The following is a 16,829-nucleotide window of genomic DNA, read 5'->3' on the forward strand; positions in this document are numbered from 1 at the left end:
CGGACGGCGTGCCGGTGGGGCTGGCGGCGGGGCTGGCGGCGGGGCCTGCGGCCGGGCGGCGGACCGGCGCGGGCACGGTCGAGATTGTCTGGTCGGTATCGAGTGCCTTGCAGCCGCGCGCGACGTTGCGGTCATTCGTGTAGGTGATGCGGCCTTCGGCATCGGTGCATTTGTACACCTCGGCCTGCGCAGGAAGAACGGTACCCAACAGCAGGATCAGGGGGAGGATTCGAAACAGTCGCATGTTCGTGTCCGCGGGCTTGCTGCGCCAGGCGGAAAGGTCCGGCCTGCGCCATCCTGACGGTATGAAGCCCGATTAGACCCGATAAAAAAAGGACGGGCAATGCCCGTCCTTTTCTGGGAGCGCAGTAACCCGGGGATTACAGGCTGTAGTACATGTCGAACTCCACCGGGTGGGTGGTGATGCGCATGCGGTCGACTTCTTCCTGCTTCAGCGCGATGTAGGCGTCGATGAAGTCGTTGGAGAACACACCGCCACGGGTCAGGAACTCGCGATCCTTGTCCAGGTACTCCAGCGCCTGTTCGAGGCTGGTGCACACGGTCGGGATCAGCGCGTCCTCTTCCGGCGGCAGGTCGTACAGGTTCTTGTCGGCCGGGTCGCCCGGGTGGATCTTGTTCTGGATGCCGTCCAGGCCCGCCATCATCAGTGCGGCGAAGCACAGGTAGGGGTTGGCCAGGGGGTCCGGGAAGCGCGCTTCGATGCGGCGACCCTTCGGATTGGCGACGTAGGGGATGCGGATCGAGGCCGAACGGTTGCGCGCCGAGTAGGCCAGCTTGGTCGGGGCTTCGTAGTGCGGCACCAGACGCTTGTACGAGTTGGTACCCGGGTTGGTGATGGCGTTCAGCGCACGGGCGTGCTTGATGATGCCGCCGATGTAGTACAGCGCGGTCTCCGACAGGCCGGCGTAGCCGTTGCCGGCGAACAGGTTCTGGCCGTCCTTCCAGATCGACTGGTGCACGTGCATGCCGGAGCCATTGTCACCGACGATGGGCTTGGGCATGAAGGTGGCGGTCTTGCCGTACTGGTGGGCGACGTTGTGCACGATGTACTTCAGCACCTGGGTCCAGTCGGCGCGCTTGGTCAGCGTGCTGAACTTGGTGCCGATTTCGCACTGGCCCGCGTTGGCCACTTCGTGGTGGTGCACTTCGACTGGCACGCCGCAGGCTTCGAGCGCGAGCACCATGGCGGCGCGCACGTCGTTGAGGCTGTCGACCGGCGGCACCGGGAAGTAGCCGCCCTTGACGCGCGGACGGTGGCCGGTGTTGCCGCCTTCGAACTTGTCGGCGGTGGACCAGGCGGCCTCTTCCGAGATGATCTTGCTGTACACGCCGGACATGTCGACCGACCATTCGACCGAGTCGAAGATGAAGAACTCGGGTTCCGGGCCGAAGTAGGCGGTGTCGCCGATGCCGGTGCTCTTCAGGTAGGCCTCGGCGCGCTTGGCGATCGAGCGCGGATCACGGTCGTAGCCCTTGCCGTCGGACGGCTCGATGACGTCGCAGGTGATGACCAGCGTGGTCTCGTCGAAGAAGGGGTCGATGTAGGCGGAGCTCGGTTCCGGCATCAGGATCATGTCGGAAGCCTGGATGCCCTTCCAGCCGGCCAGCGACGAACCGTCGAACGGGTGGCCGTGCTCGAAGTGCTCTTCCTCGAAGGCCGAAACAGGCAGGCCGACGTGGTGTTCCTTGCCGCGGGTATCGGTGAAGCGCAGGTCCACGAAGCGGACTTCGTTTTCCTGGATCATCTTCATGACGTCTTGAGCGTTCATTTTCACTCCTGGTGAGATGAGGCGGTGTTTGTAACGAGCGGTTTTGCACCGGCGGTCACCAGTGCGTGAATTTCGTGGTTCAGACAAAGCACTAAGCGTGCCAGCCCTTGTTTCACCTGCAGATCATTGTGCCACAAGGGGGATGTGCGAAAGCGGTGCCTTTGGGGTTGCGCGTACGCACTATTGTGGTGCGTTTGATGTGTTGAGTGCACCATTATGGTGCGTACTGGCCGTAGAAGCTGATCGAACGGTAGTGAGCGTGCTCTGCCAGCCAGGCTTGCCGCCGCCGCTGGAGCGCCGCCTCGCTGTCGGGTGGCAGGGCGGCAGGCAGCAGCACCTCGACATCGACGCGGTTGCCCAGGTAGTGGATCTGGATGCGTTTGGGCTCGACGGCGTCGGTGCCGAGCAGCGCATGCACCATCGCGACGACCTCGTCGCGTTCGGGCAGCGGCCCCGGGGGTACCGTCTGCAGATCGCCGTCGTCCTCCGGGTCGATATGGACCAGGACGTCCTGCACTTCCGGATGCGCCGAGCGTACGCGCAGATAGACCGCGTCGGACACGCGGTGCCCTTCCGACACCGTGAGCCTCGGTGCGACCTGGACATGTGCGTCGCACAGCACGCGGTCCGCCATGCGCCGCGTACGCATCTCGTGCAGTCCGATCACGCCGGGCGTCTGCTCGATGGTCTGGCGGATGCGCGCAAGCTCCTCTTCCGACAGCCCGGTGTCGATCAGTTCGCGCACCGCCTTCCAGGCGAGGCGAAGGCCCATGTGCAGGATCAGGAAGCCGACGACCGCTGCGGCGAGTGGCTCGAGGAAGGGGTAGCCGGCCAGGCTGCCGCCGATGCCGGCGGCGACGACCAGCGACGACGCCGCGTCGGAGCGGGCGTGCCATGCGTTGGCCTCGAGCATGGGGGCGTTGAGCCGCCGCGCGGCCGCGAGCGTGAAGCGGAACAGGCCTTCCTTGGCCGCCAGCGTGAGCAGGGCCATGACCAGCGCGGCCGGGTGGAGCCCAGGCTGGGCACTCATGTTCTGCAGGCGCAGGCCCGAACTCCACAGAAAGCCGATGCCCACCGCGGCAAGCACGCCACCGAGCAGCATCGTCGTTGCCGTCTCGATGCGGCCGTGGCCGTAGGGGTGATTGGTGTCGGCCGGGTCCGCGCCACGCCGGCCCGCCAGCAGCACGAGCAGGTCGGTGACCAGGTCGGACAGGGTGTGGGCGGCGTCCGCAACAAGGCTGAACGCGTTCGCGAACAAGCCGATCGCCACCTGCGCGACCGACAGGGTGGCGTTGGTGATGATGGCGACGATGGTCGCGCGCTGGATGTCGCGACCGCGAACGGCCTCGTCGGTGTGCTGGACGCGTGAGGGACGGGCGGCGGAGAGGGGCAGATCGGGGTCGTTCATGCAGGGGGGCGGGATGGACGCGCTATACTTCGGTCAATATTGGATTCTAGACGGATGTCCGCATGGGAACCTTGTCAGATCTGCTTGCGCTCGCGCAGCAACGTGCGCTCAATCTCGACGTGCCCTACCAGGGCGCGCTGACGCCCGGCGAGGCGTGGCAGGTGCTGCAACTTGCACCCGGAGCCAGGCTCGTCGACGTGCGCTCCCGCGCTGAACTCGACTGGGTCGGGCGCGTGCCCGACGCGGTGGAGATCGAGTGGGCCTCTTGGCCAGGCATGCAGCGCAACGCCAACTTCGTCAGCCAGCTCAGGCATCAGGTCGATCCGGAGGCGCTGGTCATGTTCATGTGCCGCTCCGGTGCGCGCTCGGACGGTGCCGCGCGTGCGGCCGTCGAGGCCGGCTACAGCAACTGCTACAACGTCCTCGAGGGCTTCGAGGGCGACAGGGATGCCAACGGCCAGCGCAACCGCATCGGCGGCTGGCGTCACGCCGGTCTGCCCTGGCATCAGGGCTGACACATCCCGACAACACGGGCCGGAGCGACGCCGGAACCCCTCCGGGCGCCCGCCGGTCCGACATACGAAGGTAACGCCCCACAGGAGCCGGATTCGCATCATGCAAGTAGCCACCATCAGCTTCGACCGCTTCAACGTGCTCGCCGACAACGAGGCGCAGGAGCGCATCCGTGCCGCCCGCGCCCGCCTCGGCGAACGGGCGGTGCTGCTGTGCCACCACTACCAGCGTGCAGACGTGTACCAGCACGCCGACCTCACCGGTGACTCGCTCAAGCTCGCCCGCCTGGCCTCGCAGACCGACGCCGAGTACATCGTGTTCTGCGGCGTGCATTTCATGGCCGAAGTCGCCGACATCCTCTCCAATCCGAGCCAGATCGCGATCCTGCCCGACCTCGCCGCCGGCTGTTCGATGGCCGACATGGCCAACCTGGCCAAGGTCGAGCGCTGCTGGCGCGAGCTGGCCGAAGTGCTCGACCGGCCTGACGAACTGATCACGCCGGTCACCTACATCAACTCGGCGGCCGACCTCAAGGCCTTCTGCGGTGAGCACGGCGGCATCGTGTGCACCTCGACCAACGCGCCGACCATCCTCGACTGGGCGTTCTCGAAGCGCGAGAAGGTGCTGTTCTTCCCCGACCAGCACCTGGGGCGCTGGACCGGCTACAAGAAGGGCATCCCGCTCGACGAGATGGTGGTGTGGGACCCGGATCTCGAATACGGCGGGCTGACGCCCGAGCAGATCCGCAAGGCCAAGATCCTGCTGTGGAAGGGGCACTGCTCGGTGCACCAGATGTTCCAGCCGGTGCATATCGACCGCTGGCGCGAGAAGAACCCGCAGGGCCTCGTGATCTCGCACCCGGAGAGCAGCCTCGAGGTGTGCCAGAAGTCCGACTACGTCGGTTCCACCGAATACATCATCAACACGATTGCGGCCGCACCCGCAAACACGCACTGGCTGGTGGGCACCGAGCTCAACCTCGTCAGTCGCCTGGCCGAAGAGATGAAGCCGCAGGGCAAGGTCGTGCAGTTCATGGCGCCCACGGTGTGCATGTGCTCGACGATGCAGCGCATCGACCCGCAGCATCTGGCATGGACGCTCGAGAATCTTGCCGAAGGCAATGTCGTCAACCAGATCAAGGTGCCGCAGCACGAGGCCGAACTCGCGCGCATCGCCCTCGATCGCATGCTGGCGGTGTCCTGAGCCGCAACCCCGGAGCCCGGCGGCCATGACGCTGAGGATCTGCAGCTACAACATCCACAAGGGCTTCTCGCAGTTCAATCGCCGCATGGTGGTGCATGAACTGCGAGACCGCCTGCGCACGCTGGACTCCGACCTCGTGTTCCTGCAGGAGGTGCAGGGCCTGCACCTCGCGCACCCTGAGCGCCATCCGAACTGGCCGGCACTGCCGCAGCACGAGTTCCTCGCCGAAGAGGCCTGGCACCAGACCGCCTATGGCGGCAATGCGGTGTATGACCACGGCCACCACGGCAACGCCATCCTCAGCCGCCACGCCATCCTCAGCCAGGCCAATCAGGATGTGTCCGACCATCGCTTCGAGCGCCGTGGTCTGCTGCATTGCGAGATCCAGTTGCCCGGCTTCGACGTGCCGGTCCACTGCGTCTGCGTCCACCTCGGCCTTATCGGCGGCAGTCGCCGGCGCCAGATGGAGGCGCTGGCCGAGCGCATGGAGCGCCTTGCGCCCGACGGCGCACCGCTCATCATCGCCGGCGACTTCAACGACTGGCGCAACCGCGCCGACAGCCTGCTCGCGCATCGCCTCGGACTCACCGAGGCCTTCGGCAGCGGGCGCGGGCGGCCGGCGCGCAGCTATCCGAGCGCGCTGCCCTTCTTCCGTCTCGACCGCATCTACGTGCGCGGCTTTCGCGTGAAGCGTGCCGAGGTGCATTTCGGCGCGCCCTGGGCGCAGATCTCCGACCATGCGGCCCTGACGGCCGAACTGGAGCCGCTGGCTTGATTCCCAGCCCGCTGCCAGGGAACGCCCTGACGCTGCTGGAGAACGGCGAGCAGTACTTCCCGGCCCTGCGCACGGCCATCGACCAGGCCGAGCGCGAGATCTTCCTGCAGACCTATATCTTCGAGCCGGACGAAACCGGACGCAGCATTGCCGCTGCGCTCGAACGCGCCGCCGCGCGCGGAGTCGAGGTGCGCGTCATGGTCGACGGCTTCGGGGGCCGCAGCTTTGTGGCGCAACTGATGCCGCGAATGGTCGAGCGGGGCGTGCAGGTGCTGATCTACCGGCGCGAGTTGAAGCCGCTCTCACTGCGTCGCCACCGCCTGCGCCGCCTGCATCGCAAGGTCGTCGTGATCGACGGTCGTGAAGCCTTCGTCGGCGGCATCAACCTCATAGACGACTACCAGCAAGGGTCGGCCCCGCATCCGCGTTTCGACTATGCGGTTCAGGTACGCGGGCCGCTGCTCGAACCCATCGTCGCATCAGTGCACCGCCTGTGGCGCCTGGTGGTGTGGGCAAGCTTTCGCCGGCGCCAGCATGCGCCCTTGATCGCGCCGGCGCAGACGGCCGTCGTTGGCGACATCCGCGCCGCCTTCGTCGTGCGCGACAACCTGCGCTTTCGTCACGCGATCGAGGACGCCTATCTGTCGGCGATCGGCCGCGCCCGCCACGAGATCGTGATCGCCAACGCCTACTTCTTTCCGGGGCGGCGTTTCCGCCAGGCCTTGACCGATGCGGCCGCGCGCGGCGTGCGCATCACGCTGCTGCTGCAGGGCGTGGCAGATCATCCGATGCAGCGCTATGCCACGCGCGCGCTCTACCCGTATTTCCTCGCGCGTGGCATCCGCTTGTTCGAGTACCACCGAAGCCACCTGCACGCCAAAGTGGCGGTGGTGGATGGTTACTGGACAACAGTGGGGTCGAGCAACATCGACGCCTTCAGCCTGTTGCTGGCGCGCGAGGCCAATGTCGTGATCGAGGACAGCGCGTTTGCCCGGCAATTGCGGGACAGTCTCGAGCGTGCCATCTGCAGTGGCGCGACCGAACTGCGTCCGGCCGACTGGCAGCGCCTGTCGCTGTTGCAGCGCGCGCTCAACTGGGTCTCCTACCAGCTCGTTCGTCTCGCGATCGGCCTGGCCGGCTACGGCGGCAAGCACTGAGTCTGCCGACGGCGTGCCCTCAGCGTCCGATCAGGACGGCGTGCTCGATCTTGGTGCAGCGGTCCATCACCACTTTCAGCCCGGCGTCGGCGGCGCGTCCTGCCGCCTCGGGCGCGATCACGCCCAGCTGCAGCCACAGGCCGCGGGCGCCGATGGCGATCGCGTCGTCGACGATCGGCATCACGTCCTCGGGGCGGCGGAACACGTCGACCAGGTCCACCGGGCCTGGGATCTCGCGCAGGCTGGCGTAGCACTTTTCCCCAAGCACCTCGTCGCAGGCCGGATTGACCGGGATGATCGTGTAGCCGGCGGCGCGCAGGTAGCGCGCGACCTCGTTGCTCGGCCGCTGCGGGTTGGGCGACAGGCCGACGATGGCGATGGTCCGCGTGTCCTGCAACAGGGCGCGGGTGGCGGCGCGGTCTGCGCTGATGTCGTTGATGTGCATGGGACTCCTCAGTCGATGTCGGGGGCTGGCGCATGGCGGCAGCGCGGGACGGCGGCGAGCCGCCAGTGGTGCAGCGCCCAGCTCCATACTTCGGTGAGCGCTGCGCGGTCGAGTCCGGCAGGCGGGGCCTGGCCGAGGAAGCGCAAGGCAGCGACCAGCGCCGCAGCGGGCGGATGTGCGTCGACCGCGCGGGCCAGGGTCTGCTTGGAGAGCTTCTCGCCGGCCGCGTTGGTTGCCACCGGCAGGTGTGCATAGACGGGCTGCGGGAAGCCGAGCCGCTGTTGCAGATGAATCTGGCGCGCAGTCGAATCGAGCAGGTCGGCACCGCGCACCACGTGCGTGACGCCGGCGTCGGCGTCGTCGACGACCACGGCGAGTTGGTAGGCGAACAGGCCGTCCGCGCGCAGCACCACGTAGTCGCCCGAGTCCTGCGCGAGATCCTCGCGCTGAGGCCCCTGGACGGCGTCGTCGAAGGCGACGACGCCGTCGGCGCGGACGCGCCAGGCCCGCGCGCTGCGACCGGGCGGCAGGCCGTTGCGGCAGGTGCCGGGATAGCGGCGCGAGCCATCGCGCGTCAGTGTGGAGTCGGCCATCTCGCGCCGGGTGCAGGCACAGGCAAAGGCGTGGCCGGCAGCCTTCAGGCGCTCGAGGGCGGCGGCGTAGGCCGCGGTGCGACGGCTTTGCCAGACGATGTCGCCGTCCCATTCGAAGCCGAAGCGCGCCAGCGTGGCGATGATGCCGTCGGCAGCGCCCGCCACGGTGCGCGGGGTGTCGACATCCTCGATCCGCAGCAGCCAGCGGCCACCACGGCTGCGCGCATCCAGGTAGCTGCCTGCAGCCGCCACCAGCGAGCCGAAATGCAGGGGGCCGCTGGGCGAGGGGGCGAAGCGGCCGACAGGCGGGCGCAGCGTCCGGTTGTCTGAAACGGTCACGAGAACGAATGGATGAGATGCGAAGGGGCGGTAAGCGTCGGTGTCGGTTCCGGCCGATGGGCACGATTCTGCATCAATTGCCGCCGAGCGGCACGGGCGGGCACGCTTGCATTTCGAGATCCCTGACGGGGGAGGAATTGATTCCTGTCAATCCAATACCCACAGCTACGCGGGTAGCATCGGGTCAAGTTCGATGCGTCGTAGTCCGTCCTGCATCGTTTGCCCCATACGACTGGAGAATTCCCATGAAAAAGACCCCGCTGATCCTCGCCTCCGTGCTTTCCGTCCTGCTTGCCGCCTGTGGTGGCCAGGATTCGGGCGGCTCGGCGGGCTCCGCGCCGGCACCCACCGCGGCCGCGCCCGCGGCGGCACCTGCTCCGGCTCCTGCAGCGCCCGCGCCGGTTGCGGCAGCGCCGGCCAATGCCGCGGGCGAGAGTGTCTACAAGAAGACCTGCGCGCTGTGTCATTCCTCCGGCGTTGCGGGTGCGCCGATTCCCGGCAACAAGGACGAGTGGGGCCCGCGCATCGCGCAAGGCAATGACACGCTGTACAAGCACGCCATCGAAGGTTTCACCGGTGAGAAGGGCATGATGCCGGCCCGCGGCGGTGCGGCGACGCTGAGCGACGACGACGTGAAGGCTGCGGTCGATTTCATGGTGGCGAAGTCGCAGTAAGCCGGCAACCGGCCGTCAGCGGCGAATCATTCGGACGGAGGCGCAAGCCTCCGTTCTTCGTTTACGGCGCGCTGCGGCAGGGAGTCTGGGCGACCTGCAAATGCGTATGCCCGCATACGTGAGCGCGGAGCCCAAGAGCGTCAGTGGGTGTGGCCGGCGTGGGTGGAACTGCGCAGGCCATTCATCACGCTGCGATCGACCTCGTCGAAGGCGAGTGCGCGGCCGCCACGTTCGGCGACGAAGGCCTGCGCTGCAGCGAGGTCTGCAAAGGCCGGCAGGTCGGGCCCGCGCATCGGCCCACGCGCGCTGGAGTCGATGACAAAGGCGGCCTGGCGTGCTTCGAGCCAGGTGCCGCTGCGGTGGTCCGCAACATACATCGCGGCCGCATCCTCGGCAGTGTGGGTGGCGTCGAAGCGCTTGGGCTCTTCCAGGAACATGAAGAGGTCGACCGGCGAGTCGAAGAAATGCGCCGAGCCATCCTTGAAGATGATCTGGGCTGCCCACCGCGGGAAACGGGCCGGATACATGCCGCACACCGGACAGCGCGCGTCGGCGGGTATCGGGCGGGCGTCATAGACGGCCAGTCCCGAGGCGGGGTCGTAGGGATGTGCGGCCGATACGCGCGCGGGCGGGACGATGCAGATGTCCTCGTCCGGCGGCGAGAACTCGACGCTCGTCGGGCGCGCCGCGTATTGCCAGAAAAGTGTGCCTGCCGCCACGACGCAGGCCGCGGCGGAGCCGAGCAGAAGCGTGCGGGCGGCAGTGCTCACGCGGGTGCTCCGAGCAGCGGGTCACTCGCCAGTGCGGCGACCAGCGCGGAGACGTTGGCTTCCGGGCTGGCGTCGACCCGGGTGAGCGGATCGGCGACCACCGAGCCGTCGGCGCGGTGCAGATGGTTCGGCGACGTCGCCAGTTGCGGATGGGTGGGCGCGGTGTCGATCCCGAGCTCGGCCGCATCGGTGCCCAGGCCGGTTCGCCAGCGCAGCGAGTAGGCGTCGGGTGCGGCGTAGCGCACCGTCAGCATCACGCCGTTGCGCAGCACGATCGTCAGTGCGTCCTGGTTGAGCTGCGGCGGCACGGCGAGCGCGTCGCCATGCTCGCGCTCGACATGTTCGAGGATGGTCGGGTGCAGGTTCATCAGCGATTGACCTCCTTCAGCGTTGCAGCCATGACCTGGCGTGCGGCTTCGTGCGTGTCGCCAAGGATGCGTGCCGCGAGGTAGTGCTCGTACGCGGGATGTTCGCCGATGTCGCCGCGGATGATGCGCTCCAACAAGGTCGACTCGTCTTCTGCGCCTACCGCATCCAGCACCTTGCGCCGGTGCTCGCGCGACTCGTAGATCAGGCGTGCGATCTGTTCCAGTTCCAGTGCTGCCTCGGGCGGCAGGGCTTCGTAGATCGGGTTGCTCATCGCGGGTATCCCTTACATCGACTGGTCGTGCAGCGCACCGCCGTCGAGGATGACCATGTCCGGTTTCACCTCGTCGAACTTCAGCACCTTGCCGCCATGTTGTGCGGCGAAGGCCTGGGCGTCGGCCTCGGATGAAAAGGAAGCGGCGGTAGGCCCCATCGAGCCAAGGCGCTTGGAGCCGAACACGTAGACCGCCTTCTTGGCGTCGATCCAGTTGCCGACCGGTTTGTCCCAGTCGGTCTTGCCCATGTCCTGCACGAACATGCCCGTCACCAGCCGCGCCTGCTCCGGGTTCAGGTAGACGTTGAACATCTCCAGCGTGTCGCAGAACCAGTCCGGCTGCGACAGCCCGCTATAGTGGATCTGGGCCTTGGGGCCGGGGTAGTCGGCCAGCAGCATGCCGTCGAGCGCGCAGCTGGTGCTGCGGTCGATCTCGAGTGCGGCAACCGAGCCGCTGCCGCCGCTGCTCGGCGCGCCGCAGGCGGCGAGCAGGCTGGTCGCGGCGCCCGCGATCAGGAAGCGCCGACGGTCGAAGGGAGAATGCTTGCAGCCATGGTGTGTGCACATCGGGAGGATCTCCAGTCGTTTCGGTTACGCACGGCCCGCGCCGAGGCGGAAGCGCCAGGCGGCGATCGCCAGCGGGACGACGATCCAGCCAGCCATCACCAGCCCGAGCAGCCAGGGCTGGGCCAGTGCGGGCGGGAAAACGGTGGCCAGGCCATACAGCGTGCGCACGTCTTCCAGCGAAAAGATGTTGAGGATGCGGAACACGTCCGCCGGGTTCAACAGCAGCATGTAGGGCAGGGCCTCGCCCCCCCACTGGCCGGCGGTGACGACCAGCACGCCGAGCAGCAGCAGGTCGAAGATCAGCACGAAGAAGAACCACATCGCGATCGCTAGGCCCGAGGCGCGGGTGCGGTCGGCGGCGAACACCGAAAGCATCACCGCCAGGCTCAGGAAGGCGCAGCCCAGCAGCACCGAGCTGAGCATGAAGCCGAAGTAGTGGAACAGCGCGTTGAGATCGAGCTGGGCCGACAGCACGACGCCGACCAGGCCGAAACCGGCCACGGTGGAGAAGGCCAAGGCCCCGGCCAGGCCGAGGTACTTGCCAAGCAGCAGCTCCACGCGGGTGATCGGCATCGACAGCAGCAGGTCGAGCGAGCCGCGCTCGCGTTCGCCGACGATGGCGTCGAAACCCAGCACCAGCGCGATCAGCGGGATCAGGTAGATGACCAGGCTGACGAGGCTGGCGATGGTGACCTCGATCGAGCGAAAGCCCACGGAACCCTGCTGCGCCGCGCCGAAATAGGCGATCGACAGCGCGAAGGCGGTGAACACCAGCGCCACGGCCAGCACCCAGCGGTTGCGGATGCGGTCCCAGAACTCCTTGCCGGCGATGGCGGCGATCTGCGAAAACTCCATGGTCCGCCCCTTAGTCGGAGAAGCCGAAGAACACGTCTTCGAGCGAGGGTTCGCGCACGGTGAGGTCGCGCACCTTGCCATCCAGCGTGGCGAGTGCGGCGATCACCGCCATCTTGGTGTCGCGCTGGCACTGCACTGCGACATGATCGTCGCGAGCCTCGATCGCGCCCACCGGCAGGTGGCCCAGCGCCGCGCGAACTGCTTCGAAATCAGCCGGATCGACACGTACGCTGAACCACAGGGGCAGGTCCATCTGTTCGCGCAGGGCCTGCACCGTGCCGGTCGCCTGCACCTTGCCGGCGGCCATGATCGCCAGGCGGTCCACCCGCTCCTGGATCTCGGCCAGGATGTGCGAGGTGATGATCATGGTCACGCCTTCGCTCTTCAGCTGCCGCAGGATGGCGTAGAAGCCGCGGATCGCTTCGGGGTCGAGGCCGGTGGTCGGTTCGTCGAGGAACAGGATGCGCGGCTTGCCGAGCAGAGCCTGGGCAAATCCCAGGCGCTGACGCATGCCCTTGGAGTACTCGCGCACGCGGCGCTTGGCGGCATGGATCAGGCCCACGCGCTCGAGCAGCGTCACGTTGTCCCTGGCCGGTACGCCCTTGAGCTTGGCGAAGAACTGCAGGGTCTCGAGCCCGGTGAGGTTGTCGTAGAGCACCACGTTCTCGGGCAGGTAGCCGATCTTGCGCCGCACTGTGCGGAAGTCGCCGCCGGCGCCGCCCACCGGCGCGCCATCGATGCGGATCTCGCCGCTGGTGACCGGGATGAGGCCGAGCATCATCTTGAACATCGTGCTCTTGCCGGCGCCGTTGTGGCCGATGAGGCCGAACAGCTCGCCTTCCTGCACCTCAAGGTCGACGCCGTCGACCGCATGGATGCTGCCGTAGTGCTTGCGCACGCCGCGCGCGACGATCACCGGCTTCGTGCCGGTCTGCGGGGGATTATTCGGAGCGGGGGAAATATCGGCCACGCCATTGGCTCCAGTCGGGGTTGTGCGGCTGCATGCGCGGCCTGGGGTCGACGATGCTGGGCGCGCGCAGCAGCGGGAACTGCTGGCCCACCAGTCGCAGCGTCTGCACCGCCGGGCTCGCGAGAAGCAGCTTCATCATCGGGTGGCGCCAGGACAGACGGTCCACCATGTCGTTGGCCTCGTACTGCACGTCGCCGGCGCCGTCGCCGTTGCGGTCCCAGCCGAGGTAGTTGCTCCAGTAGTTGCCCTCTTCCGCGCCCCAGATCATGTCGCGGGCGGCGACGTAGCGGATCTGCTCGCGGTTGGCGATGAAGTCGTTGCCTTCCACCTTGTTGTTCTTCGAGCCGGCCCACAGGTGGATGCCGACCACGTTGTCGATGACCTGGTTGCCGCGTATCTCGTTGTACTCGGCGTCGTAGATGAAGAAGCCGCGCTGGTTGCCGGCGACGACGTTGTTCTCGATGACTGCGTCCTGGATCGTGCGCAGCATGATGCCGTGGTCGGAATTGCCCCAGGCGCGGTTGTTGCGCACGATCTGGTCGCGCACCTCCATCAGCGCCAGGCCGCCGCGGTTGTACCAGGTCTCGTTGTCCTCCCAGATGTTGCGGTAGGACGTCATGTAGTGCGTGCCGTAGCGGCTGTGGTGCAGCTTGTTGCCGCGAAAGAGCGCGTCGTGCGAGACGTCCACGTAGATCGCGTCGCGCACGAAGCTGATGTTGTTGCCGATGATGCGCGCGCGCTGCGTGTTGTAGAGCTGGATGCCGTTGCCACGCCGGGGCGAGTCGAAGTCGCGCTTGCCGGTGATCAGGTTGTTCTCGATCAGCACGTCGTTGGCCTTCTCGATCCACAGCCCGAACAGCGTGTACGAGAAGTCGCAGTTGCGCACCACCGCCTTGTGCGAGCCGGGGTAGATGTAGACGCCGGCGTGCTGGTACAGGGTGTCGCCGCCCGAGTTGGCGACGATCAGGCCCTCGATGGTGACGTCCTCGGCCTTCACGCTGATGGTGTTCTCCTTCAGCTCGCCGTCGATCGTCGGGCGCTCGATGCCGCGCAGGGTCAGCGGCTTGTCGACCATCAGGTGGCCGAGATAGCGCGCGCGCTCGATTTCGATCACGTCGCCCGGCGCTGCGCGGTCGATGATGGCCTGGATGGATTCGCCGGGCTGCACACGCCACGTCGCCGCGCTTGCCGGCGCCGCCAGCCCCGCTCCCAGCGCGAGTGCGGCGGTCAGTCGGCAGAACGTGTGTATGAAGGACATCGATTCGGTCGCAGTGGAGGTCAGGCAGGAGTATGCGGCGGAATGCCGCAGCACGACTTGATTTAGGTGAAGCAGCTTGGGCCGTTCGCATCGCCTGAAAATGCTGCGCCGCCCGCAGGCGGTGCAGTGACGGGGATCGTGCGGCCCGGGGTGGGTTCAGATCACCAGGAGGCCCATGCTCTTGAGCGTCAGGAACAGCGTGGCGCCGATCAGCAGGTTCTTGAAGCCGACGTAGCAGGTCATGTCCATCAGGCTCGCCTTGCGGTAGCGCTGACCCCACCACGGGCCCTCCTTCACGTAGGGTTTGGCGCCGAGGCGGACCACCACCTCGAACACGCTCCAGCCGAACCACCAGCCGATGATCACCCCAGGTGCCAGATTGTTGCCCATCGCCGCCAGCACCCAGACAAGGGTGGCCGCGAGCGCGAGCGCGGCGCCGGCCGCCTGGAGTGCGCGCTGGCGCTGGAAGCCGCTCCGACTCCAGGGCCACAGGTGGTCCCAGATCTCGGCGCCGATGCGTGCCAGGGCGCCGCTGCCGGCATAGGGCGGGGTAACCGGTTCGGTCATGCTGCGGGGGTCGATCATCATGTACTCCTCTTCGGTGGCACGGCGCTCAGGCCTTGGTGGCCGGCACCGGCTTGATCGGGATGTAGTAGCCGTCGCTGCCGATCGGCGTCAGCGCCAGACCGGCCTTGGTGCGGCGCTTGCGTTCCTGTGCCAGCGGCGGGCAGGCGTGCTCGTCGGTGTACAGGATCATGCAGTCCAGGCAGTGCATGCACTCGCGATGGTCAATGCGGCCGTGCTCGTCGATCGCCAGCGAGCCACAACCCACGGCGCAGGCCTTGCAACTGTTGCACTCCTGTTTGCGCTTGAGGCCGAACCAGCGGAAGGTCGAGGGCATCGCGAGCGAGGCGCCGAGCGGGCACAGGTACTTGCAGAACGGCCGTTCGATGAAGATCGACAGGCCGAGCAGCACCGCCACGAACAGGGTGTAGGGCCAGGCGCGGTTGAACATGCCGACCAGGAAGGTGGTCTTGAATGGCTCTACCTCGGCGAGCTTCTCGGCCAGACCCATCGAGAACACCGACACCGCGAGCAGGGCGAAGAACACGCCGTACTTGATCCACTTCAGGCGGTTGTGCCACTTCATCGGCAGCGCGAACTGGAAGCGCTTCAGGCCGATGGCGCCGGCCACCTTGTAGATCAGCTCCGACAGCGAGCCGAAGGGGCACATCCAGCCGCAGAACAGGCCGCGACCCCACACGAAGGTGGTGAGGATGATGAAGATCCAGAACAGGAAGATGAAGGGGTCGGTGAGGAAGAGCTCCCACTGCCACTTGAACAGCAGCGAATGGAACCAGGTGAGCACCTGGGTGATCGAGGGCTGGGCGAGCAGGCCGAAGCCGACGAAACCGATGCTGATCACCCAGAAGGCGTACTTGAAGGCATTCACAGGCCACTTGTTCTTGCGCGTCGAGCGTCGCGTGAGCGCGTCCCGGCTCGCGTAGACCACCGCTACCGCCACCAGCAGCGCGGTGAACAGGCCGATCTCCACGGCGCGCATCTTCCACACCCGCACCCAGGGCGCATCCGGCTTGACCACCGTGGGGCGGCCCGCTTCCTGGTATTTGTCGAGCACCCAGTACTCGCGGTCGAAGCTGACGAAGTCGCGGTGACCGGTCTCGCGGTCGAGCTTGTTGGCGAGGAAGACCAGCTTCCATGGATAGGCGGCGGAGAAGCCCTGTCCGCGGATGATGAAGATCGCCGATTCCTTGTAGGACGGTGCGCCCGCTGCCTCCAGGCCCCACAGGTTGAGGTAGTCGAGGTCGCGGAAGGTATAGGCGTCCATGTCCTGCGCCACCTGCACGCGGTCGAAAATGCCGCCGCGCACGAAGCCCGAGCCCTTGAAGGTGTCGCTGCCGTTGGAGACGATGAAGATCGCGTGGTCGTCGGGTCCGAGGCGCGACATCAGGTTGCGGTAGCCGCCGTCGCCGAGCACGCTCTTGCCGACCGAGGGCGTGTTCAGGTAGCCGAAGTACATGTCGACATAGGGCTGGTCGTCGCGCGGCATACCGAGTTGCTCCGGCTTCACCGTGAGCCGCTGCACGCTGCCTTCCTTGACCAGCTGGTCCCAGCCGAGCTTCTCGTCCAGCGCCGAAAAGCGGATCGCCGGCTTCGGCTCGATCTTCAGGATGCCCACCTGGCGCGCGATCGCCACGCCCGAGCGCATCACGACCTGGTTTTGCGCGATGACCGTGACGGTGGCGCCGGTGATCGCGTCGAGGCCGATGTAGCCTTCCTCGTCGCGCCCCTTGCCGATCTCGATCTTGTCACCGACATACTTGCCGAGGTACTGGTTGACGAACTTCGTCAGCACGCTCTCGGGGATGCCAAGCAGCAGGATCGGCTCGCTGTGGCGCAGGATCTTGGTGCCCGTGATGATGCCCTGGGTGTCCATGCCGATCAGGGTGATCACCGGCTTGCCGGAGTAGGCCGGGATGTCGACGATGTCGGTGGACAGGAACACGTAGCCGACCAGCTGCTTGTCGCCGTTGTCGGTGCGATAGGCTTCGACGTAGCTCGGCTTGCCCATCCGCTCCGAGAAGCTGTCGGCGCCCGGCAGCACCTCCTGGCAGGGCAGGCTGGCGCACAGGTCGGGGTTGGTGTTGATGTCGGCCGGCAGCGGGGCCTCATAGGCGCTCTGCGCCGCGGCGGGGAGGGGGGACAGCAGGCCTGCGACAGCGAGGAAGGTCCCGGCGATGAGGCTGCGCAGGGTGGACAAGGACTTCATGATGCACTCCGCTGGAAGATGCCCGGGAGTCTAGGAGGTGGCGCGGCAGGTGTAATTGCCGATGATCAATTCCTGATGAAC

General features: G+C 66.8%; 19 protein-coding genes. 5 read left to right on the top strand and 14 right to left on the bottom strand.

Annotated elements, in window-relative coordinates; all coding sequences use genetic code 11:
• The 3 genes from C664_RS15955 to C664_RS15965 form a co-directional block, all read right to left on the bottom strand.
• A partial coding sequence (locus C664_RS15955) for a DUF4124 domain-containing protein (protein ID WP_004264012.1) occupies window positions 1-244 on the bottom strand: 244 nt, incomplete at its 3' end.
• A 136-nt stretch (window positions 245-380) separates the two neighbouring features.
• Window positions 381-1,790 carry a type I glutamate--ammonia ligase gene (glnA, locus tag C664_RS15960; protein ID WP_004264013.1) on the bottom strand — a complete coding sequence of 470 codons (1,410 nt, stop codon included), beginning with the start codon at window positions 1,788-1,790 and terminating at the stop codon, window positions 381-383.
• A 214-nt stretch (window positions 1,791-2,004) separates the two neighbouring features.
• On the bottom strand, window positions 2,005-3,198 hold the full coding sequence (locus C664_RS15965; RefSeq protein ID WP_004264014.1) for a cation diffusion facilitator family transporter: 1,194 nt from the start codon (window positions 3,196-3,198) through the stop codon (window positions 2,005-2,007).
• A 62-nt stretch (window positions 3,199-3,260) separates the two neighbouring features.
• Here C664_RS15965 and C664_RS15970 point away from each other — a divergent pair, with 62 nt between their 5' ends.
• The 4 genes from C664_RS15970 to clsB all read left to right on the top strand — a co-directional run bounded on the left by C664_RS15970 (window position 3,261) and on the right by clsB (window position 6,846).
• On the top strand, window positions 3,261-3,713 hold the full coding sequence (locus C664_RS15970) for a rhodanese-like domain-containing protein (protein ID WP_004264015.1): 453 nt from the start codon (window positions 3,261-3,263) through the stop codon (window positions 3,711-3,713).
• 100 nt (window positions 3,714-3,813) lie between these two features.
• A complete protein-coding gene (gene nadA / locus C664_RS15975) occupies window positions 3,814-4,914 on the top strand; it encodes a quinolinate synthase NadA (protein ID WP_004264016.1) in 1,101 nt (366 codons plus the stop codon).
• A 25-nt stretch (window positions 4,915-4,939) separates the two neighbouring features.
• Window positions 4,940-5,689, top strand: coding sequence for an endonuclease/exonuclease/phosphatase family protein (locus C664_RS15980; RefSeq protein ID WP_004264023.1), 750 nt, complete (start codon window positions 4,940-4,942; stop codon window positions 5,687-5,689).
• Window positions 5,686-6,846, top strand: coding sequence for a cardiolipin synthase ClsB (gene clsB / locus C664_RS15985; protein WP_004264024.1), 1,161 nt, complete (start codon window positions 5,686-5,688; stop codon window positions 6,844-6,846). Before C664_RS15980 ends, clsB begins: the two co-directional genes overlap by 4 nt.
• A 19-nt stretch (window positions 6,847-6,865) precedes the next feature.
• Here the strand turns inward: clsB and C664_RS15990 are convergent, their stop codons facing one another.
• Both C664_RS15990 and gluQRS read right to left on the bottom strand, forming a co-directional pair.
• Window positions 6,866-7,291: a CoA-binding protein gene (locus C664_RS15990; protein ID WP_004264025.1), complete on the bottom strand. Its 426-nt coding sequence runs from the start codon at window positions 7,289-7,291 to the stop codon at window positions 6,866-6,868.
• Between the two features lie 8 nt (window positions 7,292-7,299).
• Complete coding sequence (gluQRS, locus tag C664_RS15995; protein ID WP_004264026.1) at window positions 7,300-8,223, bottom strand: tRNA glutamyl-Q(34) synthetase GluQRS; 924 nt, start codon at window positions 8,221-8,223, stop codon at window positions 7,300-7,302.
• A 245-nt stretch (window positions 8,224-8,468) separates the two neighbouring features.
• Here gluQRS and C664_RS16000 point away from each other — a divergent pair, with 245 nt between their 5' ends.
• Window positions 8,469-8,897, top strand: coding sequence for a c-type cytochrome (locus C664_RS16000; protein ID WP_004264027.1), 429 nt, complete (start codon window positions 8,469-8,471; stop codon window positions 8,895-8,897).
• A gap of 140 nt (window positions 8,898-9,037) precedes the next feature.
• Here the strand turns inward: C664_RS16000 and C664_RS16005 are convergent, their stop codons facing one another.
• From C664_RS16005 to C664_RS16045, 9 genes are all read right to left on the bottom strand, one after another.
• The gene (locus C664_RS16005) at window positions 9,038-9,667 is read right to left on the bottom strand and encodes a nitrous oxide reductase accessory protein NosL (RefSeq protein WP_004264032.1); all 630 of its coding nucleotides are present in this window, start codon (window positions 9,665-9,667) and stop codon (window positions 9,038-9,040) included.
• On the bottom strand, window positions 9,664-10,035 hold the full coding sequence (locus tag C664_RS16010; RefSeq protein ID WP_004264036.1) for a hypothetical protein: 372 nt from the start codon (window positions 10,033-10,035) through the stop codon (window positions 9,664-9,666). Before C664_RS16010 ends, C664_RS16005 begins: the two co-directional genes overlap by 4 nt.
• A complete protein-coding gene (locus tag C664_RS16015) occupies window positions 10,035-10,307 on the bottom strand; it encodes a hypothetical protein (protein ID WP_004264038.1) in 273 nt (90 codons plus the stop codon). Before C664_RS16015 ends, C664_RS16010 begins: the two co-directional genes overlap by 1 nt.
• A gap of 12 nt (window positions 10,308-10,319) precedes the next feature.
• On the bottom strand, window positions 10,320-10,874 hold the full coding sequence (locus C664_RS16020) for a nitrous oxide reductase accessory protein NosL (protein WP_004264049.1): 555 nt from the start codon (window positions 10,872-10,874) through the stop codon (window positions 10,320-10,322).
• A 24-nt stretch (window positions 10,875-10,898) separates the two neighbouring features.
• On the bottom strand, window positions 10,899-11,729 hold the full coding sequence (locus C664_RS16025; protein ID WP_004264052.1) for an ABC transporter permease: 831 nt from the start codon (window positions 11,727-11,729) through the stop codon (window positions 10,899-10,901).
• A 10-nt stretch (window positions 11,730-11,739) separates the two neighbouring features.
• Entirely contained in the window at window positions 11,740-12,699 is a 960-nt protein-coding gene (locus C664_RS16030) for an ABC transporter ATP-binding protein (RefSeq protein WP_038012132.1), read from the bottom strand.
• Window positions 12,671-13,957, bottom strand: a complete 1,287-nt coding sequence (locus tag C664_RS16035; protein ID WP_004264058.1) for a nitrous oxide reductase family maturation protein NosD — start codon at window positions 13,955-13,957, stop codon at window positions 12,671-12,673. Before C664_RS16035 ends, C664_RS16030 begins: the two co-directional genes overlap by 29 nt.
• 156 nt (window positions 13,958-14,113) lie before the next feature.
• On the bottom strand, window positions 14,114-14,542 hold the full coding sequence (locus C664_RS16040) for a hypothetical protein (RefSeq protein ID WP_038012141.1): 429 nt from the start codon (window positions 14,540-14,542) through the stop codon (window positions 14,114-14,116).
• A 28-nt stretch (window positions 14,543-14,570) separates the two neighbouring features.
• The gene (locus C664_RS16045; protein WP_004264062.1) at window positions 14,571-16,748 is read right to left on the bottom strand and encodes a NosR/NirI family protein; all 2,178 of its coding nucleotides are present in this window, start codon (window positions 16,746-16,748) and stop codon (window positions 14,571-14,573) included.
• Window positions 16,749-16,829: the final 81 nt, after the last annotated feature.

The organism is Thauera sp. 63, assembly GCF_000310165.2.
GTDB classification, from domain to species: Bacteria; Pseudomonadota; Gammaproteobacteria; order Burkholderiales; family Rhodocyclaceae; genus Thauera; species Thauera humireducens.

What these genes read in the sequence shown, in the direction of transcription:
- C664_RS15980 (WP_004264023.1), top strand. Translation starts at nt 4,940, where the DNA reads ATGACGCTGAGGATCTGCAGCTACAACATCCACAAGGGCTTCTCGCAG.
- C664_RS16015 (WP_004264038.1), bottom strand. Translation starts at nt 10,307, where the DNA reads ATGAGCAACCCGATCTACGAAGCCCTGCCGCCCGAGGCAGCACTGGAA.
- C664_RS16035 (WP_004264058.1), bottom strand. Translation starts at nt 13,957, where the DNA reads ATGTCCTTCATACACACGTTCTGCCGACTGACCGCCGCACTCGCGCTG.
- glnA (WP_004264013.1), bottom strand. Translation starts at nt 1,790, where the DNA reads ATGAACGCTCAAGACGTCATGAAGATGATCCAGGAAAACGAAGTCCGC.
- C664_RS15965 (WP_004264014.1), bottom strand. Translation starts at nt 3,198, where the DNA reads ATGAACGACCCCGATCTGCCCCTCTCCGCCGCCCGTCCCTCACGCGTC.
- C664_RS16025 (WP_004264052.1), bottom strand. Translation starts at nt 11,729, where the DNA reads ATGGAGTTTTCGCAGATCGCCGCCATCGCCGGCAAGGAGTTCTGGGAC.
- C664_RS16020 (WP_004264049.1), bottom strand. Translation starts at nt 10,874, where the DNA reads ATGTGCACACACCATGGCTGCAAGCATTCTCCCTTCGACCGTCGGCGC.
- C664_RS16000 (WP_004264027.1), top strand. Translation starts at nt 8,469, where the DNA reads ATGAAAAAGACCCCGCTGATCCTCGCCTCCGTGCTTTCCGTCCTGCTT.
- C664_RS15970 (WP_004264015.1), top strand. Translation starts at nt 3,261, where the DNA reads ATGGGAACCTTGTCAGATCTGCTTGCGCTCGCGCAGCAACGTGCGCTC.
- C664_RS16040 (WP_038012141.1), bottom strand. Translation starts at nt 14,542, where the DNA reads ATGATCGACCCCCGCAGCATGACCGAACCGGTTACCCCGCCCTATGCC.
- C664_RS15990 (WP_004264025.1), bottom strand. Translation starts at nt 7,291, where the DNA reads ATGCACATCAACGACATCAGCGCAGACCGCGCCGCCACCCGCGCCCTG.
- nadA (WP_004264016.1), top strand. Translation starts at nt 3,814, where the DNA reads ATGCAAGTAGCCACCATCAGCTTCGACCGCTTCAACGTGCTCGCCGAC.
- C664_RS16010 (WP_004264036.1), bottom strand. Translation starts at nt 10,035, where the DNA reads ATGAACCTGCACCCGACCATCCTCGAACATGTCGAGCGCGAGCATGGC.
- C664_RS16045 (WP_004264062.1), bottom strand. Translation starts at nt 16,748, where the DNA reads ATGAAGTCCTTGTCCACCCTGCGCAGCCTCATCGCCGGGACCTTCCTC.